The organism is Massilia sp. UMI-21, assembly GCA_015277795.1.
In the GTDB taxonomy this organism is placed as follows: domain Bacteria; phylum Pseudomonadota; class Gammaproteobacteria; order Burkholderiales; family Burkholderiaceae_D; genus Telluria.
The window spans coordinates 1,205,360-1,224,574 of record CP063848.1 but is presented as its reverse complement, the minus strand read 5'-3'; the positions used below and the strand labels follow the sequence as shown (position 1 = coordinate 1,224,574).

Sequence of the window (19,215 nt, the reverse complement as noted above, 5' to 3'; positions counted from 1 at the left end):
GTCAGGTCATTCGTCCCGGGTTGAAGATGTGCGCCGGATCGAAGGCATCCTTCAGGCGTTCGTGGATACGCGCGACGGCGGGCGCCAGCGGCTGGAACACACCGGCGGACTTGTCGCCGCCGCGGAACAGGGTCGCGTGGCCACCGCTGGCCGCCACCGTGCGGCGGATCGTGGCGGCGCCCAGGTCGGTGCGCAGCCAGCGCTGGGCGCCGCCCCACTCGATCAGCTGGGTTTCGCCCATCCTGCCCCCGAGCACGATGGCGCCGGTGGTGGACGGCACCGACAGGCGCCACAGCGCATCCTCGCCGCCAAAGAAAGGCAGGCGCTGCTCGCGCAGCTCTTCCCAGAAGTTGTCGGCATTGGGCAGGCGCTCGCCGCCGATCAGGCGCACCGCCGCATCGACCGCCGCCTGGGCGCCGGACAGGCGCAGCGTCAGCCAGCCGTTGTGCCAGCAGCTGCCCGACAGCGGCAGCGGCTGGCCGCCCCATTCGTTCAGCCGGCGAATGGCCTCGATCTCGGACAGCTCCAGGCGCAGGGTGGTTTCGGCGAAGGGACGCGGCAGCACCTTGACCGACATGTCCAGCAGCAGGCCGAGGGTGCCGAGCGAGCCGGCGAGCAGGCGCGAGACGTCGTAGCCGGCCACGTTCTTCATCACCTGGCCGCCGAAGGACAGCACGTCGCCCTTCCCGTCCAGCAGTTTGGCGCCGAGGACGAAGTCGCGCACCCCGCCGCTGCTGGCGCGGCGCGGGCCGGACAGGCCTGCCGCGATGGCCCCGCCCAAGGTGGCGTGCTCACCGAAATGCGGCGGCTCGAAGGCCAGCATCTGGTTGCGTTCGGCCAGCACCGCTTCGATCTCGCGCAAGGGCGTGCCGCAGCGCGCCGTGATCACCAGCTCGGTCGGCTCGTAGTCCACGATGCCGTGGTAGGCCCGCGTATCGAGGATCTCGCCTTCGAGGCGCTGGCCGTACCAGTCCTTGCTGCCGCCGCCGCGGATGCGCAGGGGCGTTCTGCTGGCTGCGGCGGCGCGCACCCGTTGCTGGAATTCTTCGATGGTCGGATCGCCGTATCGCTGCATGATGGTTCAAAAGCGTGGAAGGTCGGGGAAAGGCAGCGCGCCGCCGTGTACGTGCATCTTGCCGAATTCGGCGCAGCGGTGCGGGGTCGGGATCGCCTTGTCCGGGTTGAGCAGCATGGGCGGGTCGAAGGCGCGCTTGACCTCGAAGAAAGCGTCCAGTTCCTTGCGGCCGAACTGTACGCACATCGAGTCGATCTTCTCCATGCCCACGCCATGCTCGCCGGTGATGGTGCCGCCCACCTCGACGCACAGCGCCAGGATCGCCGCGCCGAAGGCTTCGGCGCGTTCGAATTCGCCCGGCTGGTTGGCATCGAACAGGATCAGGGGGTGCATGTTGCCGTCTCCGGCGTGGAACACGTTCGAGCAGCGCAGGCCGAAGGTCTGCTCCATCTGCTCGATCCCGCCGAGCACCCGCGCCAGCTGCTTGCGCGGGATGGTGCCGTCCATGCAGTAGTAGTCGGGCGAGATGCGGCCCGCCGCCGGGAAGGCGTTCTTGCGCCCCGACCAGAAACGCATGCGCTCAAGCTCGCTCTGCGATACGGCGATGGCGGTGGCGCCGGCGCCTTCGAACACCGCTTTCATGCGTTCGATTTCTTCGGCCACTTCCAGCGCGGTGCCGTCGGCCTCGCACAGCAGGATGGCGGCGGCGTCCACGTCGTAGCCGGCGCGCACGAAGGGCTCGACCATGCGTACCGAGGTGCGGTCCATCATCTCGAGACCGGCCGGGATGATGCCGGCGGCGATGATGCTGGCCACGGCATTGCCGGCGGTGATGACGTCGCCGAACGAGGCCATGACCACCTGCGCCACCGCCGGCTTGGGCACCAGCTTGACCGTGACTTCGGTGACGATGCCGAGCATGCCTTCCGAGCCGATGAACACGGCCAGCAGGTCCAGGCCGGGGGCGTCCAGCGCCTCGCTGCCGAGTTCGATGATCTCGCCATCGATGGTGGCCACGCGCACCCGCAGCACGTTGTGCACCGTCAGGCCGTATTTCAGGCAGTGCACGCCTCCCGAGTTCTCGGCCACGTTGCCGCCGATGGTGCAGGCGATCTGCGACGAAGGGTCGGGCGCGTAGTACAGGCCGTATTGCGCGGCGGCGTCGGAAATGGCGAGGTTGCGCACGCCCGGCTGGACCACGGCGGTGCGCGCATACGCATCCACGCGCACAATGCGGTTCAGCCTGGCGGTCGAGATCACCACTCCGTCGGCGATCGGCAGCGCGCCGCCCGACAGGCCGGTGCCGGCGCCGCGCGGGACGATCGGCACGGCCAGTTCGCGGCAGGTGTCCAGGATCGCCAGCACCTGCTCTTCGCTGGTGGGAAGCGTGACGATCATCGGCAGCTGGCGATAGGCGGCCAGGCCGTCGCATTCGTAGGGGCGGGTGTCTTCGGGGTCGGACAGGACGCAGCCTTCAGGCAGGCGGCGACGCAGGCTTGCTGCGACCTGTTCGCGCCGTCCGGCGAGGGTCGATTGGGTGGCGCTCATTCCTGAATTGTAGGCACAATTAGGGGCCAGCGGGGCACAAACACCGGGTTTTATCGTATGCTCGCCCTATCGTATTTTCAACATATTGCATAAGGCTACATCATGGGTAACCGACTCTCGAAAATCGCCACCCGCACCGGCGACGACGGCAGCACCGGCCTGGGCGACGGCAGCCGCACCGGCAAGGACAGCGCACGCATCCATTCGCTGGGCGAGGTGGACGAACTGAATTCCTTCGTCGGCCTGCTGCTGTGCGAAGACATGCCGGGGGACCTGCGCGAAGAACTGATCTCGATCCAGCACGACCTGTTCGACCTGGGCGGCGAGCTGTGCATCCCGGGCTACGAGATGATCAAGATCGAACACGTGGCGCGCCTCGACGGCCTGCTCGAGAAGTACAACGCCGAGCTGCCGGTCCTGAAGGAATTCATCCTGCCGGCCGGTTCGCGCGCCGCCTCCCTGGCCCATGTGTGCCGCACCGTGTGCCGCCGCGCCGAGCGCAGCATCGTGGCGCTGTCGCATGCCGAGGAGATCCGCCCGCACCCGCGCCAGTATGTGAATCGCCTGTCGGACCTGATGTTCGTGCTGGCGCGCGTGCTCAACCGCCACGCCGGCTGCAGCGACGTGCTGTGGCAGCACGAGCGCAAGCGCGGTTAAGGACAAGAGCCGGCGCATGGAAGACTTCATCGGGATCTACGATAACGCCCTCACCGCCGGACAGTGCGACGCGATCCGCGCGCGCTTCGACGCCAGCGGCAAGGCCCAGCGCGGGCGCACCGGCAACGGGGTGGACGTCAGCAAGAAGGACAGCTACGACCTGACCATCAACGGCCTGCCGGAATGGGACGACGTCGGCGCGCTGCTGACCCAGACCATGGCGCGCCACCTGGCGCAGTACATGGAGCGCTACCGCATGCTCCTGATCGGCGCGCTGTCGCCGCAGGTGGCGCATCCGCAGACCGGCGAGGCGGTGACGCTGTCGCTGCAGAATTTCGACGAGTTCGGCACGCCGAACATCTCCGAGCTGATGCAGTCGATCTACCGGGTCGGGCACATCAACCTGCAGAAGTACCTGCAGGGGAGCGGCGGCTACCACCACTGGCATTCCGAGATCTACCCGCAGAACGCCAGCGGCGAGACCCTGCACCGGGTGCTGCTGTGGCAGTTTTATCTCAACGACGTGGCCGATGGCGGCGAGACCGAGTTCCTGTACCAGGGCCGCAAGGTCGAGGCACGCAAGGGGCGCCTGATCATCGCGCCGGCGGGGTTCACGCATACCCACAAGGGGCATGTGGCGCGCAGTGGGGACAAGTACATCGCGACCTCGTGGATCTTGTTCCAGCGGGCTGAGGCGTTGTTTGGCTCACCACCAAACTAAATAATACCTCGATCTCTGCTCAACATAGCCTTCAGCGCGGCTGGCATTCGCTGCGGAATGAACTTCAAACAGGTGCTGTCCCCCCTTTCTTCAACAACTTCGCCGCAACCCTGAAGAGATCTGGCATATCAACACGTTCATCACGCCTGCGAAACATAACACCTATACGCTCAAGCGCTTGGAAGAGGTCTCGCTCGTTACTTTTAGCTTCTGTTGGAAACGGCGGTAGATAATTGTTTATACCAGCGTCCGTGAGCAATTCCTGAACCGTATGTGCGACACGCCAAGCGCGGAATACTTCTTTTTCATCTTGCGGCAAGAGCAAGCCGGAAAGGGGTGCTAGTACGCCTTTAATCCAAGGAAATTCTTGATGAAGTTGATCAACTCGAGTTTTTGAAGCAGCACGCAAGCCATGCCGAATACCATCCGGGGTAACAGCTCTGTCGTCAGGCGCTGGTCCAAACTTTGCCGCCGATATCATTAAGCCCAAAAAACTTCGTGGAGTAACTTCGTCAAACGCGTCAGCTAGATGTACAACCGGCCAGTCATAGGTTTTCCCCTTCTTGTATCCATACGGCCCATCCGCCATATAGGCCCCCGCCAAGCGTTCCATCAATCGTGCCTGAAGCTCCTCATCTAAAAGCAACGGCCAACGACGAGTTAAAATTGCATCAGCAGTCCCTGTTGGAATACCTTCACTTTTAAGGATTTTCCGGAATGCTTGACTCGCTGATGGCTCGGTCGATCGAGCAACTCGCGAAAATAATAGACCATAGAGATCACGCCTTGTCCAATTAAGCCGGACTGCACCGGTTCGCAACTTCGGCAACTCAACGAACCGTAATCCGTCATCATCAATCTGGTCAGGGCGTAGAAATAATTTAGGCTTTATACCACGATAAGCGCGCATGCCCCATACAACCTCCAAAAGTGCCTCAGTGAGCATTCTTCGTCGCGACCAGCTTGTTGCCATTGTATCGAGTGCATCGAACACAATTAGCAATTTCCGATCCGACTTGCGTAACATTTTTTCGTGCTCAAACAGAGTTTCTTCACGCGTTTCCCAGTCGCGAGCTACGTCCATAAGTTTCGAGAGTTTTGGCTTTACCCCATTCAAGGCATGTTCGACCGCCCTAAGGATTGTTGCCCACCAAAATGTTCTTGCCACTTCGATATCTGCGTTATGCGGGACGTATCCATTGAGGGCATCAACACCGATACCTTCGGGCCCTCCTACTCCCGTAAAGCCAAATTCAACAAATGTCTTTTCTAATCCAAGCCTTGGATATGCCTTCGCGGCAGCTTGCCTTGTAAGTTCCTGGCCTAACACACCAGACCAAAAACTTTTACCAGCTCCACGTGATCCGACGACAATTGGAGTACTTGGATCTAAAGCAGCCGCATGAGTCTCGGGCGCATAAATATCTGCCAACTTAGGGACATATGCGCCAACGGCGTCATTTGATACATCAGCTGGGATCTCAGCGATAGCACTACGAATTGCGTGAAAATCTTTCGCAGCGAGATTCAATTTATGCTCCAGAATTATCGACAATAGTGGCATCAATTCGACGCAACAACATTGCATATGCTTCAGCGTACGCAGGACGAGTTAGCAGATCGTGTTTCGACAACGGATCGAACAGCCGAAATTTCTCATCTTCGAGAACGCAAATTGTGTCAACTTCGTTATCAATAGAATTTGACACTTCCTCGTCCGAAATTTCATCATCCCAAGGTACATCGTTAAACGGCCCGGCTGGCAATGGAACAGATTTTTGCGTTGCAAGCTTTTCGGAAATTATCCCTGAAGCCGCAAAAAGATTTCGACACTTCTCACTAAAATCGGCAAACGATTCTTTGTCATCAGGAGCCTTGCCCTGCACCATTGTCAACCAGCTCAGCCATTCAGTTGACGGCTCATCACGCGATGTGATTCGGCATAAATGACTAAGTAGCGCAGCATATCCTTGGAATGTCTGCGGCTCGTTTAAGCCAAACAAAAACACATGTGCACCTAAACCAAGTATGGCTGAAGCTGTCGTCTCGTGAAGACCAGCACGAGCATCAATCAAAATTACATCATACCTATTTGTTTCAGCAAAGTAATCAACAATGGTGCTTACCTGATCCAAAATTGACGCTACACTCCCGTCCGGCAAAATTTGCTCAGTGTAGGCTCGCGAAATCTTCGCAAGCACATCACCTGGATTAGATATTGATCGCCTTCCGAAAGCCGGAACAACGTCAATTTTACCGCTACGATCAGCTAGCGATGACGGCCCTACCATATCAGCCATAAACACGTCATCAAGAGGTCCGAACTTAACTTCCACTAGGGCATCAATCAAACCAAATTCTGGCGTAGTATCCTTGTCAAGCAATATAGAACCTAACCCTGGCGCCTCCATATCTAGATCTATTGCGAGCACACGCTTTCCTTGAGCAGCGAAGTGTGCCGCCACTACTGACAAAGCAGTGGTCCTACCAACTCCGCCTTTCAAGCTTGCAAACACAAAGCGGGATGGACGAGTTGCAACTCTTGTGGGCTCTCTCAACCAGTCAGCCCCAACAAGCCGTCTGTCAACCATGCGTACAACCCATCGGCCGACAGGGATTTGAAGGGAATTTTCGGCCAGAATCTTTTTTGTGCCAGGCTCTTCCAATCCGGCTAGTGGACGATCCAAACGAATATATGGGCCCAACTTTTCTAGCTGGATAGATACAGTATCGAGAAGATCTTGCTCTAACTCAGTATCAGAAAAAAATGACAGCCGTCCAGAAATGTCCCGAAGAAAAACTCCACGAAGTAGTCGTTCTTCGCCGAGCATTTCAGCTATAACCTGAACCATTTGCGGCAGGCTATCGTCAAACCGGATGTTTTTCATTTTAAGTTCCAATACTTGCCACAATTTGATGAGCCTGATCATGCCAAAGTGCGACCCACTCAGGCCTGACTTCTTGACCATGCGCATACCGCATCATAGTAGACCAATGCGCAAAAAATCGGTCATCCATAATGAATCTTGAAAGCGCAGTACTCCGCCGCCCAGTGAGCTTGTCTCGCAGTTGCGTTTTGAGCTCTGGGAAATGTGCATAATAGGGATCTTCGCGTCGCTGCTTGGGAGGCAGGGTATGGATGCCGACATCACGAAGCATGGCTTTAACAGCGCATTCGGCAGCGATACCAAAAAGATATCCCGCCACATCCAACCGCCCTTGCCCCAAGAGATGATCGGCAGCTTCAAGATGCCGATATGCAGCGCGCGCTAAGTCTGGAGGGTAACTCATCCGTTCAATTCAGAATTTCCACCGATTAGCACACCTGTAGATCGGCAAACCTCGGGGATATAAACCTATTTCGACGTGTGCTCGCGCCTATACGCATGTGAAAGCACAGCACTATGCCTTTAATCGGCAGTTCGGACGGCTGCAAAATAGCAGACTTCCCTTGGCTACGAGCTTCATTTACGTGTTATTCACTACTAGCCGCGGCTCACCCACAGCAAAGCGCTGGTGAATCGACGCGGCGATGCCCTTCGCATCCAGCCCCACCGAGGCCAGCAAGGCCGCCGGATCGCCCTGGTCGATGAACTTGTCCGGCAAACCGAGGTTCAGCATCGGCTTGGCGATGCCTTCCGCCGCCAGCGCTTCCATCACGGCGGCGCCCGCACCGCCCATCACGCAGCCCTCTTCCACCGTCACCAGGTAGTCGTGCTCATTGGCCAGGCGCTTGACCAACTCGACGTCGAGCGGTTTCACGAAGCGCATGTTGGCCACCGTGGCGTTCAGCGCCTCGCCGGCCGCGATGCTCGGCGCCACCATCGAACCGAAGGCCAGGATCGCGATGTCCTTGCCTTCGCGGCGCACGACGCCCTTGCCGATCTCGATCGCGTTCAGCGCTTCCTGGATGCTTGCGCCGACGCCGGCGCCGCGCGGATAGCGCACCGCGGCCGGGCCGGGATAGTGGTAGGCCGTGGTCAGCATCTGCCGGCATTCGTTCTCGTCGGACGCCGCCATCACGACCATGTTCGGGATGCAGCGCAGGTAGGCCAGGTCGTAGTTGCCGGCGTGGGTGGCGCCATCGGCGCCCACCAGGCCCGCGCGGTCGAGCGCGAAGGTCACGTCCAGGTTCTGCAGGGCCACGTCGTGGATCAGCTGGTCGTAGCCGCGTTGCAGGAAGGTGGAGTAGATCGCCACGACGGGCTTCATGCCCTCGGTGGCGATACCCGCGCCGAAGGTCACCGAGTGCTGCTCGGCGATGCCGACGTCGAAGTAGCGCTCGGGGTACTGCTGGTGGAAGCGCACCATGCCCGAGCCTTCGCGCATCGCCGGCGTGATGCCGACCAGGCGCTTGTCGCTCGCCGCCATGTCGCACAGCCAGTTGCCGAACACTTCGGTGTAGGTGATCTTGCTCGGCGCGGTAGCCGGCTTGATGCCCTCGGTCGGGTTGAACTTGCCGGTGCCGTGGTACAGGATCGGCTCGGCCTCGGCCAGCTTGTAGCCCTGCCCCTTCTTGGTCACCACGTGCAGGAACTGCGGTCCCTTGAGCTTCTTGATGTTCTCCAGGGTCGGGATCAGGGAATCGAGGTCGTGGCCGTCGATCGGGCCGATGTAGTTGAAGCCGAATTCCTCGAACATGGTGGCCGGGACCACCATGCCCTTGGCGTGTTCTTCGAGCTTGCGCGCCAGGTCGAGCACCGGGCCGGGCAGCACGGTCTTGCCGACCGACTTGGCGGCGGCATAGAACTGGCCGCTCATCAGGCGCGCCAGGTAGCGGTTCAGCGCGCCCACCGGCGGCGAGATCGACATGTCGTTGTCGTTCAGGACCACCAGCAGGTTGCAGTCTTCTTCGACGCCCGCGTTGTTCAGCGCCTCGAAGGCCATGCCGGCGGTCATCGAGCCGTCGCCGATCACGGCGATCGCGTGGCGGTCCTCGCCCTTCAGCTTGGCGGCCGCGGCCATGCCGAGGGCCGCCGAGATCGAGGTCGACGAGTGCGCGGTGCCGAAGGTATCGTAGATGCTTTCGTCGCGCTTCGGGAAGCCCGACAGGCCGTTCAGCTGGCGCAGCGTCGGCATGCGGCCGCGGCGGCCGGTGAGGATCTTGTGCGAATAGGTCTGGTGGCCGACGTCCCACACGATGCGGTCGTAGGGCGTGTTGAACACGTAGTGCAGCGCGATGGTCAGTTCCACCGTGCCCAGGTTCGACGACAGGTGGCCGCCGGTCTTCGACACCGAGTCGAGCAGGAACTGGCGCAGCTCGGTGGCAAGCGGGGTCAGTTGCGTGCGCGGGAGCTGGCGCAGGTCCGCAGGGTCGTTGATGGTCTCTAGCAGGTTCATTTATGCCTTCCGCTGCACGATGAGGTCCGCGAGTTCGCGCAGCCGCAGTGCTTGTTCTCCAAATGGCGCCAGCGCTTCATGCGCTTCACGCCGCAGTTGCTCGGCCAGTTCCTTCGATTGGTCCAGTCCGAGGATCGACACGTAGGTCGGCTTGTTGTCGGCCGCGTCCTTGCCGGCGGTCTTGCCCAGCGTGGCCGAGTCGGCCGTCGCATCGAGCACGTCGTCCACCACCTGGAAGGCCAGGCCGATGGACGTCGAATAGGCGCCCAGGGCTTCCAGCTCGCGTGGCGACAGGTCTTTGCCACACAGCGCGCCCAGGATCACCGAGACGCGCAGCATGGCGCCGGTCTTGAGCTGGTGCATGCGCTCCAGTTCCTCGCGCTGAAGCGCCAGGCCGACGCTGTCGAGGTCGATCGCCTGACCGCCGCACATGCCGCCCGACCCGGCCGCTTCGGCCAGCAGGCGCAGCATCGTGACCAGCCGCGCCGGCGGCAGGCCGTCGATCCCGGCCAGCACCGCGAAGGCCTGGGCCTGCAGGGCGTCGCCGACCAGCAGCGCGGTCGCTTCGTCGTAGGCGACGTGCACCGTCGGCTTGCCGCGGCGCAGCGCATCGTCGTCCATGCACGGCATGTCGTCGTGCACCAGCGAGTAGACGTGGATCATCTCGACGGCAGCGGCCACGCGGGCCAGCGCTTGCGCGTCGCCGCCGAACAGCGCGCCGCTCGCATGGGCCAGCAGCGGGCGCACCCGCTTGCCGCCGCCCAGCGCGGTATAGCGCATCGCTTCGTGCAGCTTGTGCGGCACCGCGCCGGCCGCGGGCAGCAAGGTCTCGAGCGCGCCCTCGACCTGGGCCTGCACGTCCTGCATCCAGGCGCTGAAATCCTGGTGGCTCATTGATCGCCCTCGCCGCCTTCGGCCGAAAACGGCTTGAGCATGTCGCTCTCGAGCACCTTGACCTGGGACTCGACCTTTTCCAGCTGGGCCGCGCAGTACTTCACCAGCTCGGAACCGCGCGCATAGGCGGCCACCGACGCTTCGAGCGGCAGCTGGCCGGATTCCATCTGCGACACGAGCTGGGCCAGCTCGGCCATCGCGCCTTCGAAGGATTCCGGTGCATTTGTATTATTTGACATAGCTCTTTGCTTGGGGAAAGGGCGCAAGGGTGCGCCATGGGTCAATCCAATCGCGTATTTTAGATCAATCCTTCCCCTCAAGGGGCGCACATTGCATCGCGCACAACTTGCCTGCATCGTCAGTTTTTAGTGCAACAGCCCCTTTCCCCATGAAAACCGTGATTTTTCAACAACTTGTTTGCGCGGTTTGTTCCCTCGCTCGCGATGGGCCGAGACTGTAGAGCTCGATCCGAGGTATAATCTTCGGTTCTGTCCGAAATACCGTATTCCTTTTCCTAAGATTTTGGTCTTTGGATTCTTTCTCTTCTTTGGTAGTACTTGATTAAAGGGGGGTTGGGATGTCCGATCTGGCTACCCACGCCAAGCTGGCGCGTTCCTGCGCGCAGCTTCCAGTAAACGTCTACTTTGACGACGCGCTGATGCAGCGCGAGTTACAGGAGCTGTTTCACAAAGGGCCGCGTTATGTCGGCCACGAATTGATGGTGCCTGAGGTAGGCGATTTCGCGACACTTGCATCCGAAAACGAAGGCCGCATGCTGGTCCGCAACGCGGGCGGCATCGAGGTGCTGTCCAACGTCTGCCGTCACCGCCAGGCGCTGATGTTCAATGGCCGCGGCAATGCGAATACCATCGTGTGCCCGCTGCACCGTTGGACCTACGACCTGAAGGGCCAGCTGATCGGCGCTCCGCACTTCCCGGAGACGCCCTGCCTGAACCTGTCGAAGACCCCGCTGCAGAACTGGAACGGCCTGCTGTTCGAGCAGAACGGCTACGACGTCATGGACAAGCTGAAGCACATGGAGGTAACAAAAGACCTCGATTTCAGCGGCTACATGTTCGACCACGTCGAGATCCACGAGTGCGACTACAACTGGAAGACCTTCATCGAGGTCTACCTCGAGGATTACCACGTCGAGCCTTTCCACCCGGGCCTGGGCAACTTCGTTTCCTGCGACGACCTGAAGTGGGAGTTCGGGCGCGACTACAGCGTCCAGACCGTGGGCGTGAACCGCGCGCTGCAGAAGGCGGGCTCGCCGGCCTACAGGAAGTGGCAGGAACAGGTCCTGAAGTTCAACAACGGCCAGCCGCCCAAGTACGGCGCGATCTGGCTGACCCTGTACCCGAACATCATGGTCGAGTGGTACCCGAACGTGCTGGTGGTGTCGACCCTGTGGCCGCTCGGCCCGCAGAAGACCCGCAACGTGGTCGAGTTCTACTACCCCGAGGAGTTCGTGCTGTTCGAGCGCGAATTCGTCGAGGCCGAGCGCGCCGCCTACATGGAAACCGCGGTCGAGGACGACGAGATCGCCCTGCGCATGGATGCCGGCCGCAAGATCCTGCTCGAGCGCGGCGTGAACGAGGTCGGCCCCTACCAGTCGCCGATGGAAGACGGGATGCAGCACTTCCACGAGTGGTACCGCAGCAGGTTAGCGTTGTAATCGATGGCTTCACTCTGGATGCTGTTTGCCAGCTTCGCGTTCGCCGCCATGGGCGCGGGCGTGAAGCTGGCCTCCGAGTTCTACTCCACCTCCGAACTGCTGATGTACCGCGGCCTGATCGGCACCCTGGTGCTGCTGGTGGCGGTGCGCCACCAGGGCGGCACTTTCAGGACGGCCTTCGCCGGGGCCCACATCTGGCGCAGCCTGGTAGGGGTCACCTCGCTGTGGCTGTGGTTCTTCGCGATCTCGCGGCTGCCGCTGGCCACCGCCGTCACGCTCAACTACATGGCGCCGATCTGGATCGCGGCCTGGATGTTCGCCCACGGTTGGTGGAGCGGCACCAAGCTCCCCGAATGGCCGCTGGTGCTGGCGATCGCCATGAGCTTCCTGGGCGTGACCCTGGTGCTGCAGCCGGCCGTCGAAGCCAACCGCTGGCTGGGCGCCCTGGCCGGCATCTGCTCCTCGCTGATCTCGGCGGCGGCCTATATGCAGGTGCGTAAACTCGGCCAGATGGGCGAGCCCGAATACCGCGTGGTGTTCTACTTCTCGCTGAGCACCGCCCTTGCCGGCCTGCTGGGTGCGCTGGCGGGCGACGGCCCGCAGGACGCCGTCTTCCATGGCCATACCCCGTACAGCGGCGCCCTGCTGCTGGGCGTCGGCATCTTCGGCCTGCTGGCGCAGATCGCGATGACCCGCGCCTACCGCGTCGGCAAGGTACTGGTGGTGGCCAACCTGCAGTACACCGGCATCGTGTTCTCCAGCCTGTGGGGGCTGGCGCTATGGGGCGACCGCTTCAACTGGCATGTGTGGCTGGGCGTGGGCGTGATTCTCGCATCGGGCATCGCCGCGACGTTCTACAATACACGCAGCACGGCCAAGGGCGCCGTGGTCAAGGACACCGATCCGATCGCCAGCGAGACTTGAGAACTGAGCTGAGGAGCACCATACGATGAACAACTACGCCACCCTGATCTCCGCGCAAGACCTGGCAGCGCACATCGACGACCCGGACTGGGTGCTGGTCGACTGCCGCCACGACCTGATGAACCCGGCCGCCGGCCGCGACGGCTTCGCCATCGGCCACCTGCCGGGCGCGGTCTTCGCCGACATCGAGACCGAGCTGTCGGGCGCCAAGCATGGCCCGGACGGCGTGTTCCGCGGCCGCCACCCGCTGCCGGAAAAAGAAGCCCTGATCGACACCCTGCGCGGCTGGGGCGTGAACGATGGCACCCAGGTCGTCGCCTACGACGCCCACGGCGGCATGTTCGCCGCGCGCCTGTGGTGGCTGATGCGCTGGCTCGGCCACGACGCGGTGGCGGTGCTGGACGGCGGCATGGCGGCCTGGCAGTCGCTCGGCAAGCCCTTGAGCACCGGGGTCGCGGGCAAGCCCCGTGGCGGCATCGCGCTGCGCGCACCGCTCGTGCCCACCGTGACGGTGGCCGAGGTCCTGGAGAACGTCCGCGGTGGCGACACCGGGGGCGAGCGCATCGTGATCGACGCGCGCGCCAGCGACCGTTTCCGCGGCGAGAACGAAACCATCGACCCGGTCGGCGGCCACATCCCCGGCGCCCGCAACCGCTTCTTCAAGGACAACCTGCAGCCCGACGGCCGCTTCAAGGATGCCGCCACATTGCAGCGCGAGTTCGCGCCGCTGCTTGCGGATCCGGCGCGCGCCATCATGCAGTGCGGCTCGGGCGTCACCGCCTGCCACAACCTGCTGGCGCTGGAAGTCGCGGGCATGCCGGGAGCGGCGCTGTATCCGGGCTCGTGGAGCGAATGGGTGGCCGACCCCGGCCGTCCGGTCGCCACCGGCGACGCCTGAGCAGGAGCTCTCCACATGAAAAAAGCAGCAATGAAGGATCACGCAGCAATGTCGAACCAGGACAAGACCAGTATCGGCGCTGCGGCGCTGGAGATTCCCGACGCCGTCGCCGCCGCCCTGAGCGGCTGGGTGCAGCAGGTGGCCGAACAGACCGCCGCGCCGGTGCGCGAAGCGCTGGCCGACCTCGAAGCCGATGCGGCCGCCCTGCGCGAGAGCGGCGCCAGCCTGGCGGCCGAACGCGACCAGGCGCTGGCCGCATCAAGCGAGCACGCGGCCGAGATCGAGCGCCTGAACACCGAACTGCGCGACGCGCGCCAGGTCGCGACCGAAGCGCTGGTGAGCAAGGCCAAGGACCAGCTGGCGATCGACGGCAAGGACCGGCAACTGGCCGACCTGCGCGCCCAGCTGGAGCGCAACGTCGCGGCCCAGGCAAGCGAGTCGGATGCGCGCCTGCGGGCCGAGATGGAGCTGGTCGGCGCCACCACGGCGCGCGACAACTTCGAGGGCGAACTGAAGACCCTGCGTACCCAGCTCGACAAGTCCTACGCCGAGCGCAGCGCCCTGCGCGCCGAACTCGAATCGCTGCGCGCGAAGAAGTAAACCATGGAACGCAACACGCGCCAGCGCAAGGCCATCCACCAGTGCCTGGAAGACGCCGGGCGTCCGCTGGCGCCGCAGGAAATCCTCGAACACGCCCAGACCGTGGTGCCGGGCATCGGCATGGCGACCGTGTACCGCAACATCAAGTCGATGCTGGAAGCCGGCGAGATCGCCACGGTGTCGCTGCCGGGCGGCGGCGACCGCTACGAGCTTGCCGGCCACGGCCACCATCACCACTTCCACTGCCGTGCATGCGACAAGGTGTACGAAGTGCACGCCTGCCCGGGCGACATGCAGAAACTGGCGCCGGAGGGCTTCGTGCTGGAATCGCACGAGCTGACGCTGTACGGCTTGTGCAGCGACTGCCGGCCCCGCTGACGAATTTGTAGGGTGGTCGGCGCGGCCGACCGCGCGTTCAACTCACGGATGCGTAGAGACGACACATGCTTTCGTTGACCGCGCTGGCGGGAGACCTACGAACGGCAATCCTTGCAGTAGCGATGATTGCACAGGTGGGCCGCCAGCAGCAGCACGCTGCTGATCACCGCCCCCACCGTCTCCGCCAGTTCGCCGAAGCGCGGCCCGAGCACGAATACCGCCAACAGGAATGCTGCCAGGCCGGCCAGTCCAAGCGTGAGCGCCGCCGGATCGCGGTGCTTGATATAGCCCGGCACCAGCGCCAGCAGCACCGGCACCGCCACTCCCAGCAGCAGCGCGTCATGCAAGGCATGATGCTCCGCCCCCAGTCCAAGGAGCGGAAATCCTGCCAGCAGCAGCGGCATCGCCAGGCAATGCACCAGGCACAGGGCCGATGCCGCCATGCCGGCGTAGTCGGCCAGCCTGATCAGGGTCTTCATCAGAACACGAAGCGCAGGCCCGCGGTGACGTTGCGCCCTGCCAGCGGCGCCGCCTCCTTGATGAAGGAGCCATGGCTGAAGGCCAGCTCATTGGTCAGGTTGTTGATGCGGGCGTAGAGCTGGGCCGGCACGCCGCCGATGCGCGTCGTGTAATGGGTGCCGAGGTTCAGCATGGTGTATCCGCCGGTCGGCGCTTCGAATTCGGCCACCCTGTCCTGCCTGCCGACGCGGACCAGTTCCATCATCCCGTGCCATGCCTGCCAGTCGGCATTCAGGCGCACGCCGACGCGGTGCGCGGGGATGCGCGGAATGTCGCGGCTGCCCGCGCCGCCGTCGAAACGGGCGCGCACCAGGTCGCCGAACAGCGTGCCTTCCACCACGGTCGAGAATGCGTGGCGCAGCTCCCCTTCCAGGCCGGTGAAGGTGGCGTCGCGCTGCGCATACTCGACCAGCTGAAAGCCTTCGTGCGCGTCCAGCGTGTGCGCATAGATGTAGTTGTCGACGCGGTTGTGGAAGGCGCTGAGCGAGAAGGTGGTGTCGCCCTCGAACTTGCGCAGGGTGAGGTCGATGTTGTTCGAGGTCTCCTTGCCCAACTGGCCATTGCCGATCTCGTAGGTAGCGGTGGCCAGGTGCACGCCGTCCGCGTACAGCTCTTCCGAAGTCGGCAGGCGGTGGCTGCGCGAGGCGCCGGCGCGCAGCGAATACTGCGGCTTGAATTTCCACACCGCGCCCAGCGCGACCGAGGTGCCGCGCGCGTCGGTATCGCGCTGGGCAGCGCTGTCGACGCGGATGTCCTGCCACTCGTGGCGGGCGCCGGCTTCGAAGCGCCAGTTGTCCAGCTTGTATTCCTCGGTGACGAACAGCGCGTGCTTTTGCGTGACGGTCGGCGGGACGTAGGCTTCGTCGCCTTCGGTACGGAAGTCGCGGCGCGTGGTTTGCAGGCCGACAACGCCGCGCCAGCCGCCCAGCGGCAGGTGTTCCAGCTCGAGGCGGGCGTCGTGGCCGCGGTTCAGGAAGCTGGTGGCGACCACGCCCGCTTCCAGCTCGTCATGGCGGTAATCGGTGAATGCGGCGCGCAGGCGCGCCTTGGCGAAGCCCGGCAAGGGATTGCGGATCTCGCCGCGCAGGTCCCAGCGGTCGCTGTCGAGCTTCACGACCGGGACTTCCTCGACGCCGTGGTCGTGCTCGTGCTCGTGGTCATGGTCGTCCCCGGCCTCTTCTTCGTGGCCGCCGCAGTGCAGGTGGCTGCCATGCGGATGGCAGCTTTCGAACTCGTGCTCGTGGCCGGGAATGCCGTATTCGGTACGCTCCTTGGTGTAGGCCATGCCCAGGTAGCCGCGCTGTCCCACCCAGGACAGGCCGAAGGTCGCGCTCTCGCCTTCCTTGTAGCTGCCCGGCACGCGCTCGCCGCCTTCCCAGCCGCTGCCGACGCGGTATTCGCCGGCGTCGCGCTTCACGCCTTCGGCATGGACCGCGATGGCGCCGGCGCCGCCGGTCACTTCGAAAGCACCGGTCTTCTCGCGCGCCACGGAATTGGCGCGCAGCTCGAGGCTGCCCTCCGGCTTGGCCGGTACCGCGGTCGGGATCTTGCGGTCGAGGATGTTGACCACGCCGCCCACCGCGCCGCCGCCATAGGCCAGCGCCGACGGGCCGCGCAGCACTTCGATGCGTTCGGCCAGCACCGGCTCGAAGCCGACGGCGTGGTCCGGGCTGATGGTGGACGCATCCTGCACTTCGGCGCCGTCGGACAGGATCTTCACACGCGGGCCGTCCATGCCGCGGATCACCGGGCGGCTGGCGCCGGCGCCGAAGTGGCTCGAACTGATGCCCGGCTGGTTGGCCAGGGTCTCGCCCAGGGTCGATTCGCGTGCCCGCACCAGTTCTCCGCCGCCGAGCGACGTGGCGGGCGTGATCATGTCGTCGCTCACCACGCCCAGCGCGCTGGCCGAGACCACCACGGTCGGCACGGTGTCGGGGTCGGCCTGGAGCCGGCTGTTCGCGGTCTGGGCCTGGGCGGTCGGGGTAGCGAAGGCGAACAGGATCGCCAGCGCGAGCGGCGTGCGTGGGAGGGTCGGGGATGGCATGGCGAGGCTTCCTTGGTTGAGCTTGTTCGGTAATGATAAGTCATTATCATTAGACGCGCAAGAAGCGAACGCATGCGCCGTCCTGCCGCCAGGGGATGGGGGCGGCGCGCCACCAGCAAGAAGTGATTCAGTAGGCGTGATTCAGGGCCAGCACGATCGCGACGCCCAGCAGGATAAGCAGCACCTGCGGCACCGACTCGCGCACGGTGGCGCGGCGCTGCATCTGGGGCATCAGGTCGCTCACGGCGATGTAGATGAAGCCCGAGGACGCGAATACCAGCACATAGGGGATCAGGCCGCTGGCCTGGTCCAGCGTGAAGTAGCCGAGCAGGCCACCCAGCACCGCCATCAGGCTGCACAGCAGGTTGAAGACGTAGGCGCGCAGGCGCGAGAAGCCGGCGTTGAGCAGCACGATGAAGTCGCCGATCTCCTGCGGGATCTCGTGGGCGACGATGGCCAGCGCGGTGACGATGCCCAGCTCCGGATTGGCGAGGAAGGCCGCGGCGATCAGGATGCCGTCGGTGAAGTTGTGCATCGCATCGCCCAGCAGGATCATCCAGCCGGATTTGCCGGCCTGGTGGGCGTCATGGCCGTGGGCGTGGTGATGGCCGTCGCCTTCGTGGTGGTGCGAATGGCGCAGGATCGCCAGTTTCTCCAGCACGAAGAAGGCCAGCAGGCCGCCCAGCAAGGTCGCGAACAGGCTGCGCGGGTCGGTGCCGGATTCGAAGGCTTCCGGCAGCGCGTGCAGCAGCGAGGTGGCCAGCATGATGCCGACCGACAGGCTGACCATCCGTTCCACCACTTTCGACAGCAGCGCGAACGAGAAGACGGCAGCGCCTGTGATGCTGACGACGCCGGCGACGAGCGTCGCCAGCAGGATGGAAGATAGGACGGGGTCGATTTGAAGGCCTCTAGTTCTGGTCTTGCGCAGAGCGGCAAACCGGGCATTGTACCCTGCCCGGTCTGCCTCCGTGCAAGATCAGGCGACGCCGTGGGTGGAGAACCAGTTCAGCGCCTTGCTCCAGCCGTCCTTCGCATCCTCGGCGTTGTAGCTGGGGCGGTAGTCGGCGTGGAAGGCGTGGCCCGAGTTCGGATAGACGTGGATCTTCGAGCGGCTGTTGCCGGCGTCGAGCAGCTTGCGCATGCGCTCCACCGACTCCAGCGGGATGCCGGTGTCCTTGCCGCCGTACAGGCCGAGCACCGGCGCCTTCAGGTTCTGGGCGACGTCGATCGGGTGTTTCGGCTGCAGCGGGTTGGTGTCGCCCACCAGGCGGCCGTACCAGGCCACGCCGGCCTTGACGTTCGGGTTATGGGCCGCGTACAGCCAGGTGATGCGGCCGCCCCAGCAGAAACCGGTGATCCCCAGCTTGTCGGTGTTGCCGCCGCGCTGCCTGGTCCATTTGACGATGGTGTCGAGGTCCGTCATGACCTGGGCGTCGGGCACCTTGGCGATGATGTCCTTCATCAGGGCGGGCATCGGGGTCTTGGTCGCGTCGCCCTGGCGCACGAACAGGTCCGGGGCCACGGCCAGGTAGCCGGCCTTGGCGAAGCGGCGCACGACGTCCTTGATGTGCTCGTGGACGCCGAAGATCTCGGAGATGACCAGGATCACCGGCAGGTTGCTGCGGTCCTTGGGCTGGGCGCGGTAGACCGGCACGTCCTGGCCGTTGACGACGACGATGTGGTCGGCGGCATCGAGGCCCTCGGCGCTGGTCTGGACCTGGGTCTGCGCGACTACCGGCAGCGCGGCGACGGCGAAGCCGCCGCCTGCGGCTGCTTTCAGGAAGACACGGCGGTCGACGCCCTCTTTGAACGCACTGGCGGACAGCAGGCTTTCGGCATCGCTGATGAGATCTTTCATGTGCACCCCTCCGGTTGTGTTGGATAGTCTTGCTATCTTAGCAAAGTCCGGAGCGGCGCACGCTTGCTGTCGAGCGGGGCGATCGGCACCACCTGCACCACCGGTTCCAGGCAGTACCCGTCCTTGCACCGGTCATGC

General features: G+C 63.6%; 19 protein-coding genes. 7 read left to right on the top strand and 12 right to left on the bottom strand.

Annotated elements, in window-relative coordinates; translation table 11 throughout:
• Window position 1: 1 nt before the first annotated feature.
• Entirely contained in the window at window positions 2-1,075 is a 1,074-nt protein-coding gene (gene glcE, locus IM543_05420) for a glycolate oxidase subunit GlcE (protein QOY95306.1), read from the bottom strand.
• 6 nt (window positions 1,076-1,081) lie between these two features.
• Entirely contained in the window at window positions 1,082-2,563 is a 1,482-nt protein-coding gene (locus tag IM543_05415; protein ID QOY95305.1) for an FAD-binding protein, read from the bottom strand.
• A gap of 102 nt (window positions 2,564-2,665) precedes the next feature.
• Here IM543_05415 and IM543_05410 point away from each other — a divergent pair, with 102 nt between their 5' ends.
• Both IM543_05410 and IM543_05405 read left to right on the top strand, forming a co-directional pair.
• On the top strand, window positions 2,666-3,220 hold the full coding sequence (locus IM543_05410) for a cob(I)yrinic acid a,c-diamide adenosyltransferase (protein QOY95304.1): 555 nt from the start codon (window positions 2,666-2,668) through the stop codon (window positions 3,218-3,220).
• Window positions 3,221-3,236: 16 nt separating this feature from the next.
• Window positions 3,237-3,941, top strand: coding sequence for a 2OG-Fe(II) oxygenase (locus IM543_05405; GenBank protein ID QOY95303.1), 705 nt, complete (start codon window positions 3,237-3,239; stop codon window positions 3,939-3,941).
• A gap of 64 nt (window positions 3,942-4,005) precedes the next feature.
• On the opposite strand, the gene IM543_05400 is transcribed toward IM543_05405, so the two are convergent.
• The 6 genes from IM543_05400 to IM543_05375 form a co-directional block, all read right to left on the bottom strand.
• Window positions 4,006-5,472: a hypothetical protein gene (locus IM543_05400; protein ID QOY95302.1), complete on the bottom strand. Its 1,467-nt coding sequence runs from the start codon at window positions 5,470-5,472 to the stop codon at window positions 4,006-4,008.
• Between the two features lies 1 nt (window position 5,473).
• Complete coding sequence (locus IM543_05395; GenBank protein QOY95301.1) at window positions 5,474-6,871, bottom strand: ParA family protein; 1,398 nt, start codon at window positions 6,869-6,871, stop codon at window positions 5,474-5,476.
• The gene (locus IM543_05390; protein ID QOY95300.1) at window positions 6,831-7,232 is read right to left on the bottom strand and encodes a HEPN domain-containing protein; all 402 of its coding nucleotides are present in this window, start codon (window positions 7,230-7,232) and stop codon (window positions 6,831-6,833) included. Before IM543_05390 ends, IM543_05395 begins: the two co-directional genes overlap by 41 nt.
• Before the next feature lie 177 nt (window positions 7,233-7,409).
• On the bottom strand, window positions 7,410-9,281 hold the full coding sequence (dxs, locus tag IM543_05385; protein ID QOY95299.1) for a 1-deoxy-D-xylulose-5-phosphate synthase: 1,872 nt from the start codon (window positions 9,279-9,281) through the stop codon (window positions 7,410-7,412).
• A complete protein-coding gene (locus tag IM543_05380) occupies window positions 9,282-10,175 on the bottom strand; it encodes a polyprenyl synthetase family protein (protein ID QOY95298.1) in 894 nt (297 codons plus the stop codon).
• Window positions 10,172-10,414 (bottom strand): exodeoxyribonuclease VII small subunit, encoded by a 243-nt coding sequence (locus tag IM543_05375; protein ID QOY95297.1) that lies wholly within the window; start codon window positions 10,412-10,414, stop codon window positions 10,172-10,174. The genes IM543_05380 and IM543_05375 overlap by 4 nt, the downstream gene beginning before the upstream one ends.
• Before the next feature lie 338 nt (window positions 10,415-10,752).
• Here IM543_05375 and IM543_05370 point away from each other — a divergent pair, with 338 nt between their 5' ends.
• Genes IM543_05370 through IM543_05350 form a run of 5 tightly spaced genes read left to right on the top strand, consistent with a single transcriptional unit; the run spans window position 10,753 to window position 14,653 of the window.
• The gene (locus tag IM543_05370; protein ID QOY95296.1) at window positions 10,753-11,853 is read left to right on the top strand and encodes an aromatic ring-hydroxylating dioxygenase subunit alpha; all 1,101 of its coding nucleotides are present in this window, start codon (window positions 10,753-10,755) and stop codon (window positions 11,851-11,853) included.
• Between the two features lie 3 nt (window positions 11,854-11,856).
• Window positions 11,857-12,777 (top strand): DMT family transporter, encoded by a 921-nt coding sequence (locus IM543_05365; protein QOY95295.1) that lies wholly within the window; start codon window positions 11,857-11,859, stop codon window positions 12,775-12,777.
• 25 nt (window positions 12,778-12,802) lie between these two features.
• Window positions 12,803-13,675, top strand: a complete 873-nt coding sequence (locus IM543_05360) for a sulfurtransferase (protein QOY95294.1) — start codon at window positions 12,803-12,805, stop codon at window positions 13,673-13,675.
• A gap of 15 nt (window positions 13,676-13,690) precedes the next feature.
• The gene (locus IM543_05355) at window positions 13,691-14,275 is read left to right on the top strand and encodes a hypothetical protein (GenBank protein ID QOY95293.1); all 585 of its coding nucleotides are present in this window, start codon (window positions 13,691-13,693) and stop codon (window positions 14,273-14,275) included.
• 3 nt (window positions 14,276-14,278) lie between these two features.
• Entirely contained in the window at window positions 14,279-14,653 is a 375-nt protein-coding gene (locus IM543_05350) for a transcriptional repressor (GenBank protein ID QOY95292.1), read from the top strand.
• A gap of 95 nt (window positions 14,654-14,748) precedes the next feature.
• Here the strand turns inward: IM543_05350 and IM543_05345 are convergent, their stop codons facing one another.
• The 4 genes from IM543_05345 to IM543_05330 form a co-directional block, all read right to left on the bottom strand.
• Window positions 14,749-15,132: a MerC domain-containing protein gene (locus IM543_05345; protein QOY95291.1), complete on the bottom strand. Its 384-nt coding sequence runs from the start codon at window positions 15,130-15,132 to the stop codon at window positions 14,749-14,751.
• Window positions 15,132-17,216, bottom strand: coding sequence for a TonB-dependent receptor (locus IM543_05340; protein ID QOY95290.1), 2,085 nt, complete (start codon window positions 17,214-17,216; stop codon window positions 15,132-15,134). Before IM543_05340 ends, IM543_05345 begins: the two co-directional genes overlap by 1 nt.
• Window positions 17,217-17,343: 127 nt before the next feature.
• The gene (locus tag IM543_05335; protein QOY96533.1) at window positions 17,344-18,093 is read right to left on the bottom strand and encodes a ZIP family metal transporter; all 750 of its coding nucleotides are present in this window, start codon (window positions 18,091-18,093) and stop codon (window positions 17,344-17,346) included.
• Between the two features lie 102 nt (window positions 18,094-18,195).
• On the bottom strand, window positions 18,196-19,077 hold the full coding sequence (locus IM543_05330; GenBank protein QOY95289.1) for a dienelactone hydrolase family protein: 882 nt from the start codon (window positions 19,075-19,077) through the stop codon (window positions 18,196-18,198).
• Between the last annotated feature and the right edge of the window lie 138 nt (window positions 19,078-19,215).

Coding starts and splice junctions, on each gene's coding strand:
- IM543_05365 (QOY95295.1), top strand. CDS start 11,857: ATGGCTTCACTCTGGATGCTGTTTGCCAGCTTCGCGTTCGCCGCCATG.
- IM543_05410 (QOY95304.1), top strand. CDS start 2,666: ATGGGTAACCGACTCTCGAAAATCGCCACCCGCACCGGCGACGACGGC.
- glcE (QOY95306.1), bottom strand. CDS start 1,075: ATGCAGCGATACGGCGATCCGACCATCGAAGAATTCCAGCAACGGGTG.
- IM543_05395 (QOY95301.1), bottom strand. CDS start 6,871: ATGATCAGGCTCATCAAATTGTGGCAAGTATTGGAACTTAAAATGAAA.
- dxs (QOY95299.1), bottom strand. CDS start 9,281: ATGAACCTGCTAGAGACCATCAACGACCCTGCGGACCTGCGCCAGCTC.
- IM543_05405 (QOY95303.1), top strand. CDS start 3,237: ATGGAAGACTTCATCGGGATCTACGATAACGCCCTCACCGCCGGACAG.
- IM543_05350 (QOY95292.1), top strand. CDS start 14,279: ATGGAACGCAACACGCGCCAGCGCAAGGCCATCCACCAGTGCCTGGAA.
- IM543_05340 (QOY95290.1), bottom strand. CDS start 17,216: ATGCCATCCCCGACCCTCCCACGCACGCCGCTCGCGCTGGCGATCCTG.
- IM543_05390 (QOY95300.1), bottom strand. CDS start 7,232: ATGAGTTACCCTCCAGACTTAGCGCGCGCTGCATATCGGCATCTTGAA.
- IM543_05355 (QOY95293.1), top strand. CDS start 13,691: ATGAAAAAAGCAGCAATGAAGGATCACGCAGCAATGTCGAACCAGGAC.
- IM543_05345 (QOY95291.1), bottom strand. CDS start 15,132: ATGAAGACCCTGATCAGGCTGGCCGACTACGCCGGCATGGCGGCATCG.
- IM543_05375 (QOY95297.1), bottom strand. CDS start 10,414: ATGTCAAATAATACAAATGCACCGGAATCCTTCGAAGGCGCGATGGCC.
- IM543_05330 (QOY95289.1), bottom strand. CDS start 19,077: ATGAAAGATCTCATCAGCGATGCCGAAAGCCTGCTGTCCGCCAGTGCG.
- IM543_05415 (QOY95305.1), bottom strand. CDS start 2,563: ATGAGCGCCACCCAATCGACCCTCGCCGGACGGCGCGAACAGGTCGCA.
- IM543_05370 (QOY95296.1), top strand. CDS start 10,753: ATGTCCGATCTGGCTACCCACGCCAAGCTGGCGCGTTCCTGCGCGCAG.
- IM543_05360 (QOY95294.1), top strand. CDS start 12,803: ATGAACAACTACGCCACCCTGATCTCCGCGCAAGACCTGGCAGCGCAC.
- IM543_05380 (QOY95298.1), bottom strand. CDS start 10,175: ATGAGCCACCAGGATTTCAGCGCCTGGATGCAGGACGTGCAGGCCCAG.